This is a genomic window from Paenibacillus sp. HWE-109, from assembly GCF_022163125.1.
GTDB lineage: Bacteria > Bacillota > Bacilli > Paenibacillales > NBRC-103111 > Paenibacillus_E.
In genome coordinates this window covers 3,441,247-3,463,850 of record NZ_CP091881.1, presented here as the reverse complement: position 1 = coordinate 3,463,850, position 22,604 = coordinate 3,441,247, and the positions used below count along the sequence as shown (strand labels likewise).

Below are 22,604 nucleotides of genomic sequence, written 5' to 3'. Positions count from 1 at the left end.
CAACCGGATCTTCTTCCTGATTTTAATTATTAAAAGCGATGGCTGCTGATGGTTTCGATTCGCCTGCATCACTCACAGCGCTAACTTTGTAATATCCATTGTAAGCGGCCGCGTAGTAGTGAAACTCTGTTGCGTTATCGACAGAACCAAGCTTCGTGAAGGTGCCTTTTTCTTTGTCGCTAAAATAAACGTTATACTTTTTTACTTTATCCTTGGTTGGATTGGCTTTCCAGCTTAGAACAATGCCGGCGCCGTCAACTTTGGCTTTAAGACCCGATGGCGCAGTAGGAGCTTCTTTGGCTGGAGGACTTGGGCTGCTGCTGTTTCCATTTTCGTTCCCAGGACCAGTTCCTGTTCCCGTACCCGCGCCGTTTCCGGTGTTAGTTTCACCTGTACCACCGTTTGGCGGGTTGGTGCTGCCTGGAATCTCATTTCCGTCCGCAGGCGGTACGAACAAGGAGTCCAAGGAACTTCCGTCTGTATAGGAGGAACGGCTCGCTGGCGACTCTTTGCCGACGACATCGACGGCAGTAATGTAATAGCCCATTAAGCTGGAAGCTGGGATATGATCCGTAAACTTCGCTTCTTCACCAGCCATGACGACTTTGCCGCCAATGAGTTGGAACTTGCCACGATTATCGGAGCGATAGATCCGGTAGCCAACCAGATCCGCATTGGCACTTGGTGTGAAGGTGATCGTCGCGGTATCTCCAGACTTCGTCACAGCCACATTCGTTGGTGCGGTTGGCTCTTTGCCGTCGTCAACCCGTGGATCGACTTCAGATGGCGCATCGTCATCGTAATCCGTTGGCTTGTAATTATCAATGGGCTTTCTGCTCTTCTCAGGCAGTTTGCTCATTGCATCTTGGATTTCTTTCAGCAACTGACTGATTGATTTTTGGCGTTTGATGACCGTTTTTTCTTGAACGAAATCGGCTGGCGTTGCGTCTTGCGCCATGTAATTCAAACTATTATAGGAGCTGATCTTCATTTTGACCATCACATTGTCAACTTCCGTTGGGACGAACTTCTTGTTGAAAATATCGGTAACTTGATGGTCCGAACCGGATGTTAACTCGCTTGGCAGTTTCCCCGATAAGCTGGAGACGGTTGCCGAGACGATACCTTCAGGTTTGGCAAATGTTTTGTTTGGGAAGAGCTCTGGTTTTTGCTCAATTGTCCTGTTCATAATCAGCGCCCATATGTCTTTGGCGTGATACGTTTGATGCGCTTGCGTTGATTTCGTCGACGATGACAATTTATTAATGGGTTGATCGTAACCAATCCACACACCAACTGTGATGTCTGGGGTGAATCCCATGAACCAAGCATCGGCATCGTCTTGTGTAGAACCTGTTTTGCCGGAAATTTCAATTTTGCCATAGGATTTATAATTTTTCATTAGGTCAGTCGCCGTACCTTGGCTAATGACCGTTTTCATCATATCCGTAATCAGATAAGCGCTTTGTGGTGAGTAGACTTGTGCAGGCTTCTGATCATGGCTATAAATGATCTTCCCATTGGAATCTTTAATCTCACGAATCATAAAGGTTTCATTATAAACGCCTTTATTCGGAATGGATGCATAAGCGCCGGTTAATTCTTTGACCGAGGTACCGCGGCTTAAACCTCCAATTACGCCCGTTTGTGCATAGTAATCTTCTTTTTGAATCGATGTAATCCCCAGCTTTTTGGCGAAATCCCAAGCATTATTGATGCCGACTTTGTTCAGGAAGATGTCAATGGCAGGGATGTTATAAGACTGGTTCAAGGCTTTCCGAGCGGTCATAAGACCGTGGAATTTGTGATCCCAGTTCTCTGGGAGATGGAAGCCTTTGACACCATCCTTGAGAATAATTGGGATATCATCCACGATGCTTGCTGGTTGAATGACGCCTTTTTCTAAAGCAGGGATATAAGCGGCGATAGGCTTCATCGTTGATCCCGGTTGTCTATACGCCTGTGTGGCGTGATTGAGCTGTTCATCAAAGAAGTTGCGGCCTTCAATCATGCCTTTGATGGCTCCGGTTTTGGAATCAATCATAATGGCGCCTACTTGCTCGATCCCGCCTTTTTTCTCATCGGTAGGGGCAAAATTCTTCTCGTTGCTCGAAATCTCGTGCATAGAATCATAGATTGTCTTGTCGATGGTGGTATAAATTTGATAACCGCCGCGCAAGAGCTGCGTATGTATACCTTTTAATGCTTCATTATAAGCTGCTTGGTTGGTCTTGGGATCGAGCTCAGGCTTCTGGATTTTAAGCAGAATTTCCGCTGCTTCCTGCTCGGTCTCAATCATGAGATAAGGATAGGTTGTATAAGCTTTCTGAGCTGCAGGGGCCATCGAAGTTTTGAGATCGAATTTCAATGCCTCTTGGTATTGTTCATTTGTAATTTTCTTTTCTTCCAGCATTCGTTTGAGGACTAATTGTTCACGTATAACGGCTTTTTTGTAACCCTCATCATCGAATGCAGGTTTGCTGGTAAAGGCGGAGTACTGGGATGGTGACTGTGGTAGTCCAGCCAGATAAGCGGCTTGAGCGACATTCAGTTTGTCTAAGTCGTCGATGTTGAATAAGCCCTTGGCGGCGGCTTTGATGCCGTACAGATTGTATCCTGTAGCTCCGTTGCCGTATGGAATTTTGTTCAAATAGGCAAGTAGAATTTCGTCCTTGGACATCAAACGTTCCATTCGTAAGGCAAGCAGCAATTCCCTTGCTTTACGACCATCATCGCGGTCTAATGTTAGAAATACCCGTCTAGCGAGCTGCTGCGTGATGGTACTACCCCCGGTTTGCACTTCTTCATTCAGAAGCTTCTGGGTAACAGCGCGATAAAGTCCGCGGAAATCGATTCCGTGATGCGTTTTGAAGTCTTTGTCCTCAATGGACAAGACTGCATCCAAAACAACTTGCGGGATATCATTGAGCTGAGCGAGACGTCGATCTTCTTCCGTACGCAATTGGCCAATCACTGTGTCGTCATTGAAATAGGCGAAGCCTGTAACGGCATTTTCCTGAATTTGCTGACGAATGGATTCTTCGCTGCGGACAGGGTCTTTCTTGACCAACGCGCTAACATATCCGAATGCAGCGGATCCGCCTAATAGGCCTGCCAAAAAGGCGCTAATCAGGGTCCATTTTAAAGTAATCCAAGTGACTTTGAATGTGGTTCTCACCCAAGGTCGATTCCATTTCGCGAAAAAATTGCGCATAAGTTCCAATATTCCTCCTTACATGAACCCATACAGTATACCATAATTGCAGCTTTTGCGGTAATACTGGAGGGAAGAAACGATGATAGACGGTTTGACAACAATGGAAGAGTTGTGTTATAAATTGAACAAATGCATGGATGGATCAGCAGTAGGTAGCTTGTGGATGCTTTCAGAGAGCCGGTGGATGGTGCGAACCGGTACCTGCAGGTTAGTGAATTACGGTCTTGAGCAGTAGATGGGAACCTGCCGCCAATTGGGCTGCACCAGTAGTATCTGCCGATTAAACCCCGTTATAGGTTCTTGAGTGAAAACAGTCAGCTGTACACGGAACTTATCGTTATAGATGTACGTAACTGCTGTTTTAATTAGGGTGGTACCGCGAGTCAAGTCTTCTCGTCCCTTTGTGGATGAGAAGGCTTTTTTTGTATTTTTTTATGAAGAAGGAGATGGATGAACATGACAATTTTAAAAGATCTGGAGTTTCGTGGACTGCTTCACCAAATAACGGACCGCGAGGGCTTGGACAAAAAGCTAAGCGAAGAGCGAGTGGTGCTTTATTGCGGCTTCGATCCAACAGCGGATAGTTTGCACATTGGGAGTTTATTGCCGATTCTAACGCTTAGACGCTTTCAGCAGGCCGGACATATCCCGCTTGCGCTCGTTGGCGGCGGCACAGGTCTAATTGGTGATCCGAGTGGTAAAGCCAATGAGAGAACGCTGAATGGACCGGAAACCGTTGTCGCATGGTCACAAAGCATCAAAGAGCAGCTTTCCCGCTTTCTTAATTTCTCAACTGATATCGAGAATAGCGCTGAGCTAGTTAACAACTATGACTGGTTGGGTTCGTTGAACGTCATTGAATTTTTGCGGGATGTAGGCAAAAACTTTACAGTCAACTACATGCTGGCCAAAGATTCCGTGGATTCCCGGATTACGAAGGGGATTTCGTTCACCGAATTCAGCTATATGATCCTGCAATCGTACGATTTCTTGAAATTAAATGAGACCAAGAATTGTTCACTGCAGATCGGAGGCAGCGATCAATGGGGCAACATTACAGCTGGACTTGAACTTATTGGCAAAACAACAGATCAACGCGCTTACGGTGTGACCTTGCCGCTTGTAACTAAGAGTGATGGCCAAAAGTTCGGCAAAACCGAAGGCGGTGCGATTTGGCTGGATGCAAGCAAAACGTCACCGTACCAGTTCTATCAGTTCTGGCTGGGTACGGCAGATAATGATGTTATTCGTTTTCTCAAATACTTCACTTTCATATCGCATGAGGAAATCGAACGTTTGGAAGAAGAAGTGAAGTCGCAGCCTGAGAAGCGAGAGGCGCAGAAACTGCTTGCTCGTGAAGTCACGCAGTTAGTACATGGGGGAGAAGCACTGGAAAGTGCTTTAAACATCACCGCAGCTTTATTCAGCGGCAACATTCAAGATCTTTCCCGCGTGGAGATTGAAGAGGCATTTAAGGATGTTCCTTCCACAACGCTGGAGCAAGACGACATCGCGCTTGTTGACTTGCTAATCGCCGTAGGTGCTGCGCCATCCAAGCGCCAAGCACGCCAGGATATTGAAAGTGGCGCTGTGACGGTTAACGGTGTCAAGGTGACATCCCTTGAAGCGGTGGCCAAGGACCTTGGCAAACTGGGAGAAGCTTACCTTGTCGTTCGCCGCGGCAAAAAGAATTACTACCTAGTGCAGTTTGCTTAGGTACAAATGGAGAGGAGTCCTTAGGGGTTACTACTTACCTTCTTCCAAACGCGGAAAACGAAACTCCCCACGAAAAGTAACAATAAGCGTCGAGAGTACAGGTAAATTTTGTTTACGAAGGGTTGAAATGAAGCCGCGCGCGCGGGCGAACTGATGAGCCCCGTCCCAGGTACGGAATAAGCCGGAGACTTTGGCTTTGACCTTGGCCATCCGCAAGTCTCGTTCGGCGACATTGTTGTCAAAAGGAACACGGACATCTTGAATAAACCGGAGAATCGGTTCCTTGTGACGACGGAAACGTTCACCCAGATTGGCCGATTTACTTTTGCTTTGCCTGCCTTGCGGTCCGGTTTTGGCTTTGGTACGCCCTTGATTCCATTCCAGCTCGCCCTGCTGCAGGATGTCATCGTACCAATTCTCTAGCCATTTAACCGTACTCGGAGCTAAGCAGCACAAGACTTTACGGGCGGCTAGCGTGAGACGCCAGGCTACTTGTAGCAAGCGTTTCATCTGCACGGCCCACTGGTGATGATCATAATCGGCGATTCCTTGGCATTCCCGCAGTAAGTGCGCATTGCATAAGGCATGCTGGAACGTGTATTTTTCTTTAAAATACGGCCCGTTGCAGTCATGCACTAGAATGCCCGAGTAAGCCGGCAGCAGACCGATGGCATCAAAAGCGAGGGTGCCCCGGTTTTCGTGAACCGCCTGGAACGTCCAGTCCACATTAGAGAGGGTGTGCAGCCATCGCTGTTTGCCATCGACGTGAATGCCGGTTTCATCAGCGTGCAAAACATCGGCATTCAGCAGGTTTTGGCGAATTTGTTCCTCATAGGGACCTAGCTGCTTGTGCGATTTCTTCAAATGGGCGATGACCGTAGCCTCGCTCAGCGAATGCCCGGTCAGGTCCGCAAACATCTCGCTCACCCTTTTCAGTGGAATCATATGGTACGCACTCACATACACGATCCAGCCCGTAACACCAGCTCCATATTGGACAGAGGCGCTGACATGCGACGGAAAAGCAGCCTGATGAACCCCGCTACACTGCGGGCAGCAGCTCGTATGAGCGCGAAACTCGGTTGTCTGGATGCGTGGTTCAGGCAGATCGATCTGCTGACGCCGGTCGTAGCCTATACAGTTCTCCTGGTCCATTGGAGCATGACACGCAGGGCAGGTAGTTAGGCAAAAGTCGAGGATGGCATCCGGATCATCCACCATACTAAGTGTGTGTCCTTCATGACCTAGGGGTGCTCCCTTTTTGCCACCAGCGATGCGGGAGTTTGCGGGCTTACGAAACCCGTCACTTGAAGGCGGCTTGCTACTATTCTTGCTGTTAAGCCCTAGCTGGCGCTCCAACTCGGCTACTCTGTTTTCCAGTTCAGTGATCCGTTCTAGCAGTTTCGTAATGACCTTCTCGATTTGATCTGGACTACTGTGGCTAATTTGTTTGATTTCTTCGAGGCTCATTTTCATCCTGATCCCTCTTCTCCATTAAATTCGTTAAGTATTCTTAACCAATTTTTAGGGGTTTGAATAAGGGGACCTAAGTAGTAACCCTTAGGGACTCTTATTTCATGCGAGTAACCCCTTGTAACGCAAATAGAAGCTCTCAATGCAATTAGACTTAACAGTGGACACAACGAATTAGGAAAGGCTCTTATTCCTTTGAGAAGCTGCTATTTCTTGCTATTTACAACAGATAGGAGTCCCGTGGGACTCTTATTTTGCGTGGAACCCCACTTTTATCGCAAATAGAAGCTCCTAAAGACTCTTATGCCATTGTGAAACTGGGCAAAGCTGAGGGAGCCATGAAAAAAGAGGACTGTCTCCAAGTAGACGAATCTACTTGAGGACAGCCCTCGTCTTTATTTACGGCTGTAGAACTCGTTGGCGACAAAAATACCCGTTACATAAGGGCTTGCGGGTGTTGCCCAATCAATTAGCCCCAATTGTAGCCCCACTTGACCCGAAGGTCAGACTTCCACTGAATGCAGATACTGCCTTTAACTCATGAGAAGGGCTGTTGCCTGAAGTATATTTGACCAACAAATGGTTGTATAAACAATTAACTGGCGAGGAGTATTTCCAGCATAAAGCGATGAAGAAATTCCAAATCGGTGACGAACATTCTTGAATATGGAAATACATGCCGTATTAAATAAAAAAAGTTGACTCGACATGAGTCAACAAAAAAATATTAGCGTATATTTCCAATGGAATTCTTAGTTGTATCATGACGTGAAGCAGTTTCTGCAGAAGCAATGCCAGAAATTAGTGAGATGGAAATTGTGAGTAAAAATGTTATCAGAAAAGTTTTTCTAATCATTAGCGATCTCACCTCCTAATAACATGATATCACAGCTTTGTTGAAATTTCTGTGAGTTGCACCACAAATTATGAGACTTTGCTTCGAGAAATAGACATCGTCTGAATACGGAAATACATGGGGGGGCAGGCTTTGAGTAGTACTGTTATCAAAGATAAGTTTTATACAGCGCGTATAATGCACGGATGCGATGGCTGTCCAAGAAAAATCTTTCCAAGGAAAAAATATAGAAGGTTATTCGGGTCGGCCTACAGCTTCGAGAAGAAGCACGAACTCAAACTATGCTCCGAATGCACTGATATAAAAGAGGACGGGCATACAGCACTGATTCTGAACACCGGCTGAATATTGAGGAACATGAGAAATGCAAATGAAACTAATTTCGCGTACAGGTGATAAAGAAAAGATGTCGTTCACAAATGAACGACATCTCATAATAATATTAGTTAATTGCTAGTTGATAGTTATAAGGGCTAACGTTTGAACTTAGAGAATAAACGGATACTTTGTATTTAATATTAGGGTTGTAATTAATTGTATATTGTGTGAGTTGCTCAGTATCCGTGACTCTTGTTTTCTCGATATATCCACCGTTCTCATCAACTATTGTAACTCCATATTGAGGTCCACCGTAAGGAGAAACTAATGAGATCGTTGCAGTGGCACCAGGGTAAGAAGTATTTTGAGGGAAAGTTAGTAAATACCAATCAATATCATTTGGATTGCTTAGTGAGCCCACTTTATTGTATCCAAAAGGGTTGGTGGTCCCTGCTGGTGCCCCTGCTAGAAAAGCTTCTGGGGTATTAAAACTATTGTTCTGTACATCGAACTGTTCATTAATATTTGTGTTTGCAAAAGCACTTTGGGCTCCAAATGCTAATGCGGATACTGCTGCTAAAACTAGAGTGATTTTCTTGAACTTCATTTGCGTGTTTCCTCCTAAAATTTACTATATTCTCCTACGAGAGTTATAGTATAATGAATTCCAAATTAATACAACAAATAATTGTAAATGTAATTTTATTGAAATAAATGGTAATATAGTTTATCTAATTTTTACTAAATAGTAACAAAAAATTCAAATTAACGACATGAGGTATTGAAATGATCATAGTCATGGGGAAGAAACCTCTACTTCCTAACGGGCGATATTGTAGAAATCTAACATTGAACATCATAAGGAGGAATTATCAATGAAACCTATTAATGAATTAGTCTATGGCGCACATGACAATGCAGTAGCTAAAGGCTGGTGGATGGAAGATCGCTCGTTTGGTGAAATTATTGCTTTGATGCATTCCTAGCTGTCAGAAGCTTTAGAGGATTTTAGGAATGGTGATCTTCCAATCGACATCTGGTACGAGAAGAAGGTTGACGGGGAGTTGCAAGTAGAAACAACCCAGATCGATGAGGACTGGAAGCCGTGTGGCATACCATCCGAGCTTGCTGATGTTGTAATCAGGGTATTTGATGCTTGTGGTCGATATGGGATTGATCTTGAGAAAGCGATAGCTGAAAAGATGGCGTACAACGCGACAAGGCCACAACGGCATGGCGGAAAGAAATTGTAACTTTAATACTGAGGACCTTAAAGGTCTCCTTCACGGTGACGGAGAGTCTACAGTAAGCATACGGCCGCAGGCCCCGTTCGAAAGCAATACCTAGACGTCAGACGGCAGCCGTATAGCATTTTAATTATTGAGGAGTGAGTACCTATGAAGGAAGAACAGATACGCCTGCTCGAGTTCGGAGCGATGGGGACGAAGAAAAAGCTAATTGATCACATCCGAACACTACAACAGCAAAATAAGCGATTAGAACAGGAATTTGCTGATGAATGTGCATCAAATAATGAACATGTGAAAGAACTATTGGAAGCAGAGCAAAAGATACAGCAGCAGGCCGAGAAGATATTCGATCTTAATACTCGATGAAGCGGAGGTGAAAAAGGTCTCGGTCCTGTAAGTGAGAGGATAAACTCCGAAAAGGTCGCGTTTAGTACAGCATAATACTTTTTCTTGCAGCATTTATTTGACCTTCTGTTAGTGTCGGGTTTTTTATCGGAACAATTTTGTTCATTAGGTTTCCGGGGATTGAATTATCAATTAATCCTGCTTTGTTGTTGGAGTTTAATCCAGTTACATAAAGTGCATGACCTATTTCATGTGCAAGAATATAAGGATCTGATCCAATAATTGCGTCTCTTGAAAGATAAATAATAACTCCGAATTTATTTTTGTTTCCGAATGTCTGTGTACATCCTAAAGTAGGACTTGGAAAGCTTACATCTTTACCCGCTACAATAACTGTAACTACGCGGTGACCATCCGCGAAACCACCATTAAATATTAGATCTGTCAATTGGGCCATTCTCGCATTTCCAGGGCAAGATAGAGATTCTAGACAATAGGTTCCTCTCTCAGTACATCTATAGGAAGTAGAGCCGTTTCTATCTATGTTAATTCCATAGGCAGCCCAGTATGACTTGGTGAAATTGAACAACCTACCAAATGGATTTGCTATATCGTTAGTTCTTTCTTGGGCGCCGATTAGATAGTTAACACTAATGTCTAACCGATTTGAAGTAGCTGCTCGTACCTTCTTGTTTAAAAGCGGTTGGCTTCTTTTTAAAATTTGATTAGAGCTTAAATTAGCTTTTATACTTTTGAATTTCATTCAAATCTACCTCCTGCAATATAATAGTTTATTAAATGCAAAATAGATCTGCGTTGGTACAGACAAATAAACGAAATGAAGCAATTAAATTATCAAATCATCAACTGTAATGGTGGGGATGAAATGGTCTTAGTACAATCTACATTTTCACCAGGGAAGGATGAAGTGGAATGAGCATAGATAACTCACAGAAATTCAGTTCATTTGCTACGTTGAAAGCTTTTTCTGAACTATTAAATCAAGAGCAACCTACAGTTGATCAAGTAAAGGATGCCATAGAGGCACTATGTCGGTTTTATGGCGCGGAGAATGAGGAGGAACTATTAAGTAAAGCAGACGAAGAATTAAAGAAAATTTACTTAGGTGTTAAAAATGAAATCTTGAAGACTGTCAAATCAACAGAGGGTGATCATATTGAGCAACAAGAATTTAAGAACCAATAACAATTCAATGGTCGATGAATCGGAAGATAACAAGAAGATTATCCAGGTAACATTTTTTGATGAAATAACCGAAGAAGATATTCGAAAAACAAAATGGCTGCTTGGTAAATATGTTGACATGATAGACATCATCAAGAACTATGAGTTCGCACTCAAAGAGATGGAGAACGGCCTATCTGCCTATGATTTGTTATCTGCAGAAGGTAGCGCTGCAAAGCGTATTACTGGACAAGAGGTAACAGCGGATGTAACCGGTAACTCCGTTGTTCTAAAAGATAGCAGACATGCAAACTACAAATTCTATTTAGCAATTACCAATATCATAAAGAGTGTGATAAACAACATCAGAAAACCGCATGAGAAGCAAGCAGCTAAACTCTTATTCATAGATGGTATGGAGTATTTAAAAGCGCAGGGGTACATGGAGAAGGGCTATAAAAAAGAGATAGACCCGATTTCAGCCACAACTTTTGCAGAGAAAAGACGAAAAGCGATTGCTGGAATAGCAAGTAGCCTTAAAATAAACCGAACATTGGATTTTGTAGTCATCGATTACGGGCGTGGCAGAAACACTGAAGGAGAGATCGGATTAAGGCTACCGAATCAATGACGTAGATCTGCAGTGAATAAACATCATTTCAACAGAGATTACTTAATACAATGTAACTGTACCTCTATTGAGGAAGGACAATGATGGGTAATAGCCCTAGTCCGATTAAACTCTATTCCGGAGATAGCGCATTAGCGATAGGCACATCTAATAAATTACCGCTATCCATCATGGTATTAGCGAGAGGGTTACATTTTTAGACTTTGCTGACTCCCTCTTCAAAAGGAAAAGAACAAAGTTTGGTTCGCCATTAACCACATAACCGCCTGGGCGACTCGCTTTTGATCGACTGGGTAAATGGGTTGGGTAAATGGCAATTCTCACGGTGATACCATAATCAACATATAAGAAGTATAGATGGTCACACATTAGGTGTGGCCTTTTTCATTCAATGAACATTTTTTTCCTTACCTGAAGTATTCAAGAATTCGCAAACTCCCTCCTTTTAAGGTGATCTAGATCATTAAAATAAGAGATCAGAAGCGTGATCCAGCCACATACTCAAAATCTAGGGTCATTTGCAAAGGTATCTTACATAATTCTAACGAATTATATAATTTAACTTAATATGCATTGTGAGGAGAGATATGTTTGAAAAAGAAAAATGACATTTGGATTTTATGTGTTTTTTTACTAATTGTTTTTGCTTTATGGGTTTATACATGGCTTTCACTAAAAGGAGTAAATCAGGAAGAAAGAGGGATTTTTGGAGATATGTTCGGAGGAGCAAATGCATTATTTTCCGGTATGGCTTTTGCAGGGATACTTTATACAATATATCTCCAAAGGAAAGATTTAGCAATACAACATGATAACTTGGTACTCCAACAAGAAGCCCAGAAAACCCAACTAGAGGATCTAAGAATTCAATCAGAAGCATTGAAAAAGTCAGCATTCCAACTTGAAAAACAGCAACAATTAATGGATTACCAAGTAGCTCAAGAGACGGTGATAACTCTTATCTCTATTAAGGAAAAGTATGTTGAAGGATTCTGTGTCCCCGTCATCGTACCTGAGACAGGCGAAGAAGAAAAGAGGTATGGAAAAGCTGCTCTAAGTGTTATGTACCAAGCAAACAACAGAAATATTGATCCCAACCAATATGATATGACACCTGAAAACTCTGATTTCAAAAGATACTACGATATTATTTTCTATATATTAAATTTCATTCATGATTCCAATTTAAGTAAAAATCAAAAAAAGATTTTAGCGGATATTCTAAACATACAGATATCTGACAGTGAGTTGATACTAATTTGTAAAAATCATGATAGAAGTGTTGAAAAGTTGCTTTTATTACAGGTGTATGGTTTTGAAGAAAGACATGAGGATATATTTAAACAGAAAAAAGTTAGTAGAAGTCACACTTAAGAGCTTCCATTTCAAGCAGCAGTACTATAACCTTGAATTTCATTACCTTGCGTTTCCTGTTTTACCGTATAACGTTTTTCACACATTCATAGAAATAACTCATAAAATAGGGAGGTAAGACTAACGTCTTATCTCCCTATTTCATTAAAGGAAGCTTAAGTTGGTACAAGAAGGAGTTCCCTCTTACTTCGTCGAACTGGGAAGTATTGGGAGGCGAGGGAGTATGAAAGAAATAGATTTCACCAAATGTAGGAGTGCTAGTAAATATCTTAGAAAGCGAAATGAATTGGGATTAATAGGACATGGCGGAATTGACTTAGGAAAGTTATACGAGATGAAAAATGATCTTGTAATAAACCACGACATTAAACAAATGAGAAGTATTAAGTTAGGTATTAACGCTCAACTCGAAGTTTATAAACAGATCAATATCATAATACCGATATTCATTTTTATTTTAACGATGGTGTTCACGCTATCAAACACTTTTACTGGTTTTGCTTTTAAAGCTATCGACTTCGTCCCAAGAAGTGATGATAATTATCTTGAAATCATGAATGCATATAAAAATGCAGTTAAAAGTTCCTTTGATAGCAACTCAGTTTCATTGTCTTACATCGCAGCGTTTTTAATTATAGTCTTTATCTTTTACATAATGCGTTTCAGATGGATAATATTTTTAAATAACGCGGTAAACGAAGCGGTCATAGAAAAAGAAGAGTATTTGAAAGAAGAACAAAGAATAAATGAATCGAAGATCTCCAGGAATAAGGCAACCGAAGAGAAACTTAAAAATCGTTTATATAAATTTAAGGGTTAAGACACTTGTTGTCTTAGCTCTTTTTTGTTTAAATGGGACAACGTTAATGTGTTTCGGATGTTCAGGAAAATTTTCCTTAACGTAAAAAACAGGTGGTGAACAATATAATGTGTAGATAAAGAGATCAAATAGTGAGTTCTTGCACTTCTGTAACGTTACAAAACGATACAGGTTAAACCATTGTTGTAAAAGGAGTTTCAAGCAAAGATAATATGTAAGCTTGTAACGTTACAAGTGCCATGACAAGCGTTACAAAAGAGGGGTGTAACGTTACAATGGGAAAACCATCTAAAATAGATACATTTGGTTGCCAAGACATCGTATGGGCAGGCGTTAGAAACGGAAGGTCTGTTCGTGATATAGCAAAGGATTGTTCTGAATGGGCAAACGAAAGTATTTCTCATACGGCCGTGGCTAAATTTATTAAAGACAGAGAAAGCGCTGAACAAGCAACTAAAAAAGATGCCATCCTAGCAGATCGTAGAAGAGTATTAAAAACTGTTCATCAAGAACTTGATATCATCCAAACTAATCTGGATGCGACAAAAAGACTAATTGAACGTTTTGAAATGATAGATGATTTACCCAAAATGTATAAAACCGAAATGGAAGAATTGATTAGTAAATTAGTTGATCACGGAGAAGAGTGGAATTACGTCTCATACATCGAGAATTGGCAGTCGAGGTTTGAATTTGAATTGCGAAGGAAAGTTGGTGAGATATCCGTTCTAAATCGTGAAGTCCGCGAGAACATGAAGTTCGTTGTCTCACTTCGTGAAAAGGCATTTCAATTCGAGCTGGTCCAGGAATACATTCGCTTGTTTATGGAAATTTTCGAGGAAGAATCTAAGGACGGGTCTTATGATAGGTCGGTTGTACGCATTGCTGCGAATCCTAGAATGAGACAACTTGTAGAACAGCAAAAGCTATATATGGGTGGCGGTGAATGATGTGCTTTCCAAAATACATGACCAAATTAAGAAGGTAGCAGAATCAATTTCAAAGACACATAACTTTAAATTGAAACATGTCATACTTGCAGAAGAATTGGTTAATAAGATTTATATAGAGCTCGGAGAATATCCTGAAAAGATGGCTGAATTAAAGCTATCTATGGATGACTTCGAGCTTTTTTGTAAGGACAATCTTAAGATTAAGACAAAGAAAGGCGTAATGGTTCCCTTGACCTTAAACAAGGCTCAAAGGAAGCTAGCCGAAACAGTATTTGATCAAATTGAAAAAGGCAAGCCTGTACGAATTATCATCCTCAAGGCACGTCAGATGGGTTTTTCGACAACCACTGAGGCACTTATTTATTACTTATCCTCGCTGCAAGCTGCAAAAAACTCATTCATTGTTGCTCAAGACTCTGCTGCATCGGAAAACTTATACGATATGTTCCGTCTTTATTATGAAGAAGCTCCAGATCTTATCAAACCAATGCGGAAGAGAAATAACAGCAGGAGGCTAACGTTTGAAAATCCAAGCATCAAGGAAACGGAACGCAGGAAAGAGCCTGGTCTTAAATCTAAGATTACTGTGCAATCTGCTGAGAACAAAGTACTAGCTCGATCAGAGACAATCCATTACCTTCATATATCAGAGTTGGCTTTCTGGCCAGAGAGTAAAAAGAAGAAGCACCTCACATCATTGTTCGCGGCCTTCTCCAAAGAGCCGGGTACTGTTGGCATTATTGAATCTACAGCTAACGGGATTGAGATATACAAGGAATTATGGGATAGTGCTGTCTCAGGTAAGAGTGACTATATTCCACTATTCTTCCCTTGGTTTGATATGCCTGATTATAGAATGCCAGTTCCCGATGGATACATGCTTACATCAGAAGAAATTGAAATGAAAGAAAAGTTCAATGTCGATGATGAGCAGCTTGAATGGCGCCGGTATACGATCCGAAATGACTTCGACGGTGACGAAAAGGTATTCCGTCAAGAGTATCCTTCAACCCCAGAAGAAGCATTCCTCGTAACGGGACGTACGGTATTTAACCAGGACAAGCTTGCTGCAATGACTCACTATACAATTAAAGGAACTAAATACTCAGTCGTTATTCCTCCATCATTAGAAGGAGTAGGTTATGATTGGACATCAGTTAAGTTCATTGAGGACGAGCGAGGCGAGTTTGAAATATTCAGAGACTTCGATCCAGACAAAGAATACTGCATCGGAGTTGACGTAGCTGAAGGATTGGAGGGCGGCGATGGATCGGCAGCATATATCATTGATGCAGAAACAGGAGAAGATGTAGCAGTTCTCTATGGGCAAATGGATCTCGATGTCTACGCTAAACAATTGGATTACATTGGGAGGATGTACGGCGAAGCGCTGCTTGGTGTAGAAACGAACAATGTGGGACACAGTGTTATTAATAAAATTTATATCACCATGACTCTTATAACGCCGAGGCTGGTTCGAATGAAACTAAGCCAGGGTGGCCAACAACACTTGTTACTCGTCCTATTTTGGTTGATGCACTTATCGAAGGTATTCGAGAAGGTGTATGGCGAATCAACGATGCCAACTTAATCAGCGAAATGAAGACGTTTGTAAGGAATAGAACTGGTAAGCCACAGGCTATGGGAAAAGGAACATTAGGCGGGTGCAAGGATGATAGGGTGTTAGGGTACGGAATAGCTCAACAAATGAGATTACGGAGACCACCAAGCACAAAGCATATTATGTTACCTTCTATTGGAAGCTTAGCGATAAAAAGATTGTGATGTTGTAAAAATAAGGGAAAACTAGGAAATTGTCGAACTGTCAGTGAATAACTATTGACGAGGTGATTTTAGTGGGTGTTGCAGTAATAGGAAAAATAGGAAGGAATGATTCCTGTCCATGTGGAAGTGGTGAAAAATACAAAAAGTGTTGTTCAATCAAAGATGAAAAGCACCCTTTATTAGCAATTAATTACCGGGGAGAGGAAGTGAGGTTTGATCAAGAAAAGCTTAATGAATTAACGAAGCAAGTCGACCTATTCCCCTTTAAAAAGATGTTAAAAGATGTAGATCAATTCTCGAATTTGACTAGGAAAGATATCGAAAATATTGCAAGTGATAGTGTGAAAATGATTTCAATGGAAGATGGCATAGAATTGCTAGAAGAATTATACGAGTTATATAACGAATCTATAAAAGAATTAGATGGAAAAACATCTTGCCAAAAAGGATGTTCGGCTTGCTGTAACCTCTATGTTGATGTCAGCCCTATTGAAGCAGAACATATACGTAAACATGTACTCGAAAACTTTTCAGTTGAAGAAATTGAGAGGATATCTACTAAAGTTAAAATTAATAGCAGGAATTCGCCTACGCCAGAAATGATTGCAAAGGACAAGGCGCTAATCGGAGAGTATGCCCTCAAAAAAAGTCCTTGTGCTTTTTTGGGTGACTCCGGAGAATGTGAAATTTATCAAGTTAGACCATTTAACTGTCGGAAGTTTAAGGTTACGAGTAATCCATTACATTGCAGTGAACCCAATTCGAATAATGCTTTACGAATTAGTCTACAAATTGATGCTCCAGCTGATATGTCAATCAAAAAAATTAACATTGGTGTATTTGGGGATTACTTCTTAGTAAAACGCGGATTTGAAAAAGTCTTTTTCTATAAGCATCTTTCACAATGGTTTACAGACAATTTTGAACAAATCGGTTGAATGTGGTCATGAATAATTTAAAATGGAGGTAGAAATTATGAAAATACAAGGATATGAAAGGGAGACGAAACCATGAAGTATGGCCTTTTTGAAAATGGAGTGGACTCTTTTAAAGCAGCGTTTAATTCTATAAAAAAGATTAAAGCGGATCCTGAATATCATCATTATAAAGATGCAATATTATCGATTAATCACGCTAATGAGGTTTTATTTAAATACATACTTAAAGAAAAATTAGAACTTCTTATCTTTAGTGACATCAATTCTTATATAAAAGCTAAAGGTAAGCTAAAGAACTCAGGCAAAAGGAACGTCCTTGAGGTAGATAATACATTAAAAACTGTTAACATAATTGATGCAATCAATCGCTTAAAGGATCTTTGTGATGTTGAAGTGAATGAAGCGTTTCATAATTCAGTACTTTATCTCAATAATCTCAGAAATAAAATAATGCATTATGAAATTGATTTGACAGAAGAAGAAGTTAGTAAGATGCATCATAACTTACTAATTTGTTATGAATTAAGCATTGGATTCCTAAAAGAGCATATCGAAGGAATTGAAGATTCATTGGAGAACGCAAGGTACGAATTGACCGATGAGGAAATTAAAGATATGTTCTTGGATGATTTGGATTTTGAAGTTGAGGAATGGGAGACAGAAAGCTTGGAAATTGAGGATCCGCAGTAAAGAGTTGGTTCACATCGCCGCGTATATCCGTAGTTACACCGTATAACTATATTTAAATAATACTAAAAAAGCGTTGATATCTTTCAAGGATAGGCTAACGCTTTTTCCATTTTATACTGAGATTACTCAATGAAACCTGATGCACATATTTTGTTACCTTCTATTAATGGCGTAAATTTTAAGAGATGAAGTTTTGTTTTCAACAGTATTAGATAATATGTTTTAATTTAAACTATCATAAAATTTATTGGTATTTTGGATTTATTTGGATTATTATATATTGAGAAGTTATAGGAGGTATTATATGCCTAGTGAACCTAAGGTTAGTTTAAGAAGCAATAAAAAACCTGGAAATTTTAAACCCAGTGGTATTACTAAAATTTCACTTTTCGGGTATAAATCATTTTTTGAGGAGTGCAGTATAGATATACTACCCCTTACTATACTATCCGGTACTAATAGTTCTGGTAAATCAAGTATTATGCAACCGTTATTATTGATGAAACAGACTCTAGAAGAAAGTTATGATCCTGGAACATTGTTGTTGAACGGACCAAACGTGAGATTCACAGCAACTGATCAGATGCTTAGTGTTAAAGACGATAAAATCATGCAAAACTACTTTACAATTGCGATTGAAGCAAACAACCAGACTGCAAAAATAACTTTTGAAAAGCAAAAAAATAAACCTGGATTTCAACTCAATAAAATGACCGTATTGAGTAATGGATACCTTGATGAGTTTAGTCCTTCTATGAGTTTTGAAGAAATTAAAAAAAAGGCGCCTTATTCTTTTAAGAAATTAGAGAAGGAGCCTCTATACTCATCTTTTTCGAAAACGTTTGATGAGTCGACATTTAAAATTTTTAAAGAAAGATTTTTATTAAGGTTTGGAATACAAACTGAAAATTTTAGAATCGTTATGGATAATATTTCATATTTTGAATCTCATTTATTTGAAATGTTACATCTACCTGGTCTAAGAGGTAACCCAGAAAGAAATTATCCAAATACAGCAGCCACGGAGTCCGAGGTAGAGTCTAAATTGCCTGGGACATTCGAAAAGTATGTGGCTAGTATCATAACTCAATGGCAAGAAAGCAAAAGTAAAAGTAATAACAATAAATTGAAAAAATTAGTAGACGCGTTGAACACCCTTAAACTTACAAATGGAATAAAAACTAAACAGATTAACGATACTGAAGTTGGTATTTTTGTAGCAAGGTCAAATAATAGCTCAAAAGAAGATTTTGTTAGTATAGCGGACGTAGGTCTCGGAGTTTCTCAAACCCTGCCTATTCTAGTTGCCCTAATCTATGCCAAACCTGGACAAATTGTATTTATTGAACAACCTGAAATACATTTACATCCAAGAGCCCAACATAGTTTGGCGATTGTGCTTGCAGAGGCAGCAAATAGAGGAGTTAAGGTAGTGGTCGAAACACATAGTTCATTATTAATACGAGGCATTCAAACTCAAATTGCAAAAGAACAAATATCACATAATCTAGTTGCGCTTAATTGGTTTTCTAGAGACTCTGAAAGCGGATCTACTAAAGTGAGTAGGGCTATACTTGATGAATTCGGTACTTTTGGTGACTGGCCTGAGGATTTTGATGATGTTGCTCTAAATGCTGATATGGAGTACCTTGATGCAGTTGAAAAGAGGAGTTATAAAGGTGAGGCTTAAACCTAGATCTTTTGTTGTTGATGCCTGTATTGCTCGATCATCAGGTCATAATGAAAAACCAGTATCAACAAACTGCCGAGTTTTATTAGAAGTACTGTTAGATTCTCATAATATTGTTTGTTTTAATAAAGAATTATCCATGGAATGGAATACTCATCAATCTAGTTTTGCTAGAAAATGGAGAACATCGATGGTTGCACGCAGAAAAATTAAATTCATTGACAATTGTGAGAATATCCAATTGCGCGAATTATTAATCAATTATGTGACTTCAGAAAAAAATCGTCTAGCAGCAATGAAGGACATTCATTTGGTTGAAATTGCACTAATATCTGACAAAGTTGTTCTATCTAATGATGATACTGTTAGAACAATATTTTGGGATTCTATGAAAAACGTCTCTATGCTTAAAGAAATAATATGGTTCAATCCGGTTGATCAATTCAGTTTTGTTATAGAATGGATAAAAGATGGAGCGAAGATATCAAAAGAATTATTTTTTATGAATCAAGGAATTGATTTTATTAATGAAGCTGCGACTGGCAAAAGCAATTGATGTTAGACTTATTATCTTAAGGGAATGAGATTATCCGTAGTAAACCAGTAATATTCCAATGTTATTCTATAGATAGAAAAGAATGAGCGCTGACAAATGAGTCGGCGCTTTTTGTATTGATCGGGGGTGAAACATTGAAATGGTATCATAAAGCCTTATATCGCTTGGCAATGTCAGTGATACCCGTTGAGATTAGGCGGCAGATGAGTGGCGGTGGTGGGCGGATTACAGTATCCAAGAACGCGATCTCATGGAACTGGTTCAGTTGGTTGCCCGAGAAGTATCAACAGGCTCACAACATTGATCTTACTAAGTTACAGAATCGTACTGCCGAGGAATTACTTGAATACTCATATCCGTCCATCCTGACGTGTCTCATGCCATCTACACGTATCTCAGGATGGGTGATACAGAACTAAGTCTTACAGCCAAGAAGTCCACAGGTAGCGATGACAAGAGCGGACAACGGATGCTTGATGAAATTAAATCAATGCTGAATACGCCATTGCCTTCACCGGGTTATCAGCATGGCAGATCGTTAGATAAGATTGACACCGTACAACGTCTTATGGTTATGGTGCGCGGCGCATGTGCTGGTGAAGTGGTCCTGAATGAGCAGTGCAATGACGTGGTTGATGTTGTGCCAGTCGATCCAGCGTTGATTTGGTTTCGAAGAGAACCAGATACAAATCGTCTGACGCCATGGCAATACGTAAAGAATCCGCGTATGCATCAAGGCGAAGAATGGTTCGGTCAATATAAGAAGATAGATACGCCAACCTTCATTTATGAAGAACTAGATCCAATGGTCGATGATCCTTACGGACGGACACCTATTCTGCCCGTTCTGCAAGTCGTGTTCTTTCATCTTCAAGTGTTGCAGGATCTCAAGGCGGTTGTCCATAATCAAGGTTATCCGCGAATGGACATATCGATGTTGGAAGAGGTCATGATTAAAAGCATGCCGACAAACATTAAAGCGGATCCTAATAAGCTGAAAGAGTATTTGGAAGCTCGAATGAAAGAAGCACAAGGACATTTCGAGTCACTAAATCCAGACGATTCCTTATTCCATTGGGATAGCGTCAAAGTTGAATACCTTAAAGGATCGACAGGCCCGATGATTGATATCAAGAAACTTATCGACATCATCGATACTCAAATGGCTACATCGTTAAAGACGTTCATGACCATCTTATCGCGGCATCAAGGTTCTACAGAGACTTACAGCTCTGTAGACACGCAATTATATATCAAGATGGTAGAGTCCGGCAGAAGCGTAACCAAACGCTTTTGGAAACGGGCTTTTTCTATGTCTGCACGAGTCAAAGGTGTTCAGACGAATGTAGTAGTCGATTACATCCCTATTGATTTACGTTCAGAGAATGAGGTTGAGAAGGATCGAAAAGCGAAAATCAGCAATTTTGTAACTGCTGAGAGTAACTTTTACATCACACCTCAAGAAGCAGCTCAAGAGGTACGTTGGACACTCGGACTCAATTCAAAGATTCCTGTTGAGTTGATTCCGAAGCTTGAGAAGAACCATGAACCAGACCCGAACGAACAGATTCCACCGAGAGGAGGTGAATAATCACTATGGCAGCACCGACAACGGAACAACTCACAAAGATTAATCGATTAACTCTAGTACCATTAACAAATGAATAAACTTATGTTTTCGAAGCGAAAATCATTGGAACGAAGAGGATCGAGAAGTACAGGATGAAAATAACTCCTAACTTTCTTCGGAAGATGGCTGATCAAGTAAAAGAAGGTATTGCCTTGTTAGTTGACCATCCATGGATGAAGTGGGAAGCCTTATCTTTTCCGTATGGTCGCACGTTGACAGTCGCATTGTAGAAGAGAATGGTGAGCTTGAGCTATACGGCGATCATTATATGGCAAAAGGTCAAGAAATTGATGGAATTTCTACCGACCAGTTAGCAAGCGGAATCGATTCTGGAACCATATTTGACACATCAGCTGGGTTTATATCGACCAAGCATATCTGTAATATTTGTGGGAGCGATTATTATAGGTCTGGCGACTGCTCGCACGTTCGAGGACAGACATATGAAAACAAAGAATGTTTAGTCCTTGCGGATGATGGGTACATCATGGAAAACTCGGAAAACTCAATTGTATTCGATGGTGGGTATGAAGGGGCGGGCATCACGCGAAGCTCACTTTCAATAAAATCTCAAAATGCACAAAATCAAGAACCAATTGAATATGTGCTACTTTCTTTAGATGCTAAATCACTTTATGGTGATGAACGCATCTTTTATTTTTTCAGCAACAAAGGTGGAATGGCAGCTTTTGTAGCCAAACAACAAACAAATGATGAGGTCAAAACATTGGCCGAAGGAGATGGAAACATGTCAGATGCACAAAAACAAGCAGAGCTAGCTTTACAACAAGCACAATCTGCACTTGGTATTTCGAACGGCATTCTAAGTCAGATCAGAACGATTATCGGCTTATCCTCGGATGACGGCATTATCGCCAAAAATCACCGCGCTGACCGTTCAGGCGAAAGACGGTGAGACTTACAAAACGAAATTGACGGAAGAGGCATGCGGTGCCGGCGTTAGGGCAATGGGGGATGCTTTCAATGTAGAAGCTATGAAGCTTTCGCTTTCCAATCTGCCGGTTTCTGAGATCGAGAAGATTGGCTCTTCTTACGAAGCACAGGCAAAGGCTGTATTGGGTGGTGGCGGTCGACATACGCAAGACGCTGATGTGAATCTTCCTGCTAATGTGCTAGGCGGAGGCGCTCCTGATAACCCTAACACTTTATGAATGGA

General features: G+C 40.6%; 20 protein-coding genes and 1 other annotated feature. Of the genes, 16 read left to right on the top strand and 4 right to left on the bottom strand.

Annotated elements, in window-relative coordinates:
- Nucleotides 1-22: 22 nt before the first annotated feature.
- A complete protein-coding gene (locus tag LOZ80_RS14485) occupies nt 23-3,214 on the bottom strand; it encodes a transglycosylase domain-containing protein (protein WP_238172060.1) in 3,192 nt (1,063 codons plus the stop codon).
- 128 nt (nt 3,215-3,342) lie between these two features.
- Nucleotides 3,343-3,621: a binding site (T-box leader), on the top strand.
- 52 nt (nt 3,622-3,673) lie between these two features.
- On the opposite strand from LOZ80_RS14485, the gene tyrS reads away from it, so the two are divergent.
- Nucleotides 3,674-4,933, top strand: coding sequence for a tyrosine--tRNA ligase (tyrS, locus tag LOZ80_RS14480; RefSeq protein ID WP_238172059.1), 1,260 nt, complete (start codon nt 3,674-3,676; stop codon nt 4,931-4,933).
- A gap of 30 nt (nt 4,934-4,963) precedes the next feature.
- Here the strand turns inward: tyrS and tnpC are convergent, their stop codons facing one another.
- A complete protein-coding gene (tnpC, locus tag LOZ80_RS14475) occupies nt 4,964-6,409 on the bottom strand; it encodes an IS66 family transposase (RefSeq protein WP_238166678.1) in 1,446 nt (481 codons plus the stop codon).
- Nucleotides 6,410-7,704: 1,295 nt separating this feature from the next.
- On the bottom strand, nt 7,705-8,187 hold the full coding sequence (locus LOZ80_RS14470) for a hypothetical protein (RefSeq protein ID WP_238172058.1): 483 nt from the start codon (nt 8,185-8,187) through the stop codon (nt 7,705-7,707).
- Nucleotides 8,188-8,644: 457 nt separating this feature from the next.
- Here LOZ80_RS14470 and LOZ80_RS14465 point away from each other — a divergent pair, with 457 nt between their 5' ends.
- Nucleotides 8,645-8,833, top strand: coding sequence for a nucleoside triphosphate pyrophosphohydrolase family protein (locus tag LOZ80_RS14465; RefSeq protein ID WP_238172057.1), 189 nt, complete (start codon nt 8,645-8,647; stop codon nt 8,831-8,833).
- A 144-nt stretch (nt 8,834-8,977) separates the two neighbouring features.
- Entirely contained in the window at nt 8,978-9,196 is a 219-nt protein-coding gene (locus tag LOZ80_RS14460) for a hypothetical protein (RefSeq protein WP_238172056.1), read from the top strand.
- A gap of 61 nt (nt 9,197-9,257) precedes the next feature.
- On the opposite strand, the gene LOZ80_RS14455 is transcribed toward LOZ80_RS14460, so the two are convergent.
- Entirely contained in the window at nt 9,258-9,938 is a 681-nt protein-coding gene (locus tag LOZ80_RS14455) for a hypothetical protein (RefSeq protein WP_238172055.1), read from the bottom strand.
- A gap of 170 nt (nt 9,939-10,108) precedes the next feature.
- Between LOZ80_RS14455 and LOZ80_RS14450 the strand changes: the two genes are divergently transcribed.
- The 13 genes from LOZ80_RS14450 (at nt 10,109) to LOZ80_RS14390 (ending at nt 22,599) form a co-directional block, all read left to right on the top strand.
- Nucleotides 10,109-10,381 carry a hypothetical protein gene (locus LOZ80_RS14450; protein ID WP_238172054.1) on the top strand — a complete coding sequence of 91 codons (273 nt, stop codon included), beginning with the start codon at nt 10,109-10,111 and terminating at the stop codon, nt 10,379-10,381.
- Entirely contained in the window at nt 10,326-10,991 is a 666-nt protein-coding gene (locus tag LOZ80_RS14445; protein WP_443147066.1) for a hypothetical protein, read from the top strand. Before LOZ80_RS14450 ends, LOZ80_RS14445 begins: the two co-directional genes overlap by 56 nt.
- A gap of 591 nt (nt 10,992-11,582) precedes the next feature.
- A complete protein-coding gene (locus LOZ80_RS14440; RefSeq protein ID WP_238172053.1) occupies nt 11,583-12,365 on the top strand; it encodes a putative phage abortive infection protein in 783 nt (260 codons plus the stop codon).
- A 223-nt stretch (nt 12,366-12,588) separates the two neighbouring features.
- Nucleotides 12,589-13,185 (top strand): hypothetical protein, encoded by a 597-nt coding sequence (locus LOZ80_RS14435; RefSeq protein WP_238172052.1) that lies wholly within the window; start codon nt 12,589-12,591, stop codon nt 13,183-13,185.
- A 275-nt stretch (nt 13,186-13,460) separates the two neighbouring features.
- On the top strand, nt 13,461-14,135 hold the full coding sequence (locus LOZ80_RS14430) for a hypothetical protein (protein WP_238172051.1): 675 nt from the start codon (nt 13,461-13,463) through the stop codon (nt 14,133-14,135).
- Nucleotide 14,136: 1 nt separating this feature from the next.
- Nucleotides 14,137-15,729, top strand: a complete 1,593-nt coding sequence (locus LOZ80_RS14425; RefSeq protein ID WP_238172050.1) for a terminase large subunit — start codon at nt 14,137-14,139, stop codon at nt 15,727-15,729.
- A gap of 265 nt (nt 15,730-15,994) precedes the next feature.
- Entirely contained in the window at nt 15,995-16,861 is an 867-nt protein-coding gene (locus LOZ80_RS14420) for a YkgJ family cysteine cluster protein (protein ID WP_238172049.1), read from the top strand.
- Nucleotides 16,862-16,933: 72 nt separating this feature from the next.
- Entirely contained in the window at nt 16,934-17,551 is a 618-nt protein-coding gene (locus tag LOZ80_RS14415; RefSeq protein ID WP_238172048.1) for a hypothetical protein, read from the top strand.
- Between the two features lie 304 nt (nt 17,552-17,855).
- Complete coding sequence (locus tag LOZ80_RS14410) at nt 17,856-19,241, top strand: AAA family ATPase (protein WP_238172047.1); 1,386 nt, start codon at nt 17,856-17,858, stop codon at nt 19,239-19,241.
- Nucleotides 19,231-19,797, top strand: a complete 567-nt coding sequence (locus LOZ80_RS14405) for a hypothetical protein (RefSeq protein WP_238172046.1) — start codon at nt 19,231-19,233, stop codon at nt 19,795-19,797. Before LOZ80_RS14410 ends, LOZ80_RS14405 begins: the two co-directional genes overlap by 11 nt.
- Before the next feature lie 400 nt (nt 19,798-20,197).
- Nucleotides 20,198-21,388 carry a hypothetical protein gene (locus LOZ80_RS14400; protein WP_238172045.1) on the top strand — a complete coding sequence of 397 codons (1,191 nt, stop codon included), beginning with the start codon at nt 20,198-20,200 and terminating at the stop codon, nt 21,386-21,388.
- A gap of 208 nt (nt 21,389-21,596) precedes the next feature.
- Nucleotides 21,597-22,343, top strand: a complete 747-nt coding sequence (locus tag LOZ80_RS14395) for a hypothetical protein (protein WP_238172044.1) — start codon at nt 21,597-21,599, stop codon at nt 22,341-22,343.
- Nucleotides 22,288-22,599, top strand: coding sequence for a hypothetical protein (locus LOZ80_RS14390; RefSeq protein ID WP_238172043.1), 312 nt, complete (start codon nt 22,288-22,290; stop codon nt 22,597-22,599). The genes LOZ80_RS14395 and LOZ80_RS14390 overlap by 56 nt, the downstream gene beginning before the upstream one ends.
- The last annotated feature ends 5 nt before the right edge of the window (nt 22,600-22,604 follow it).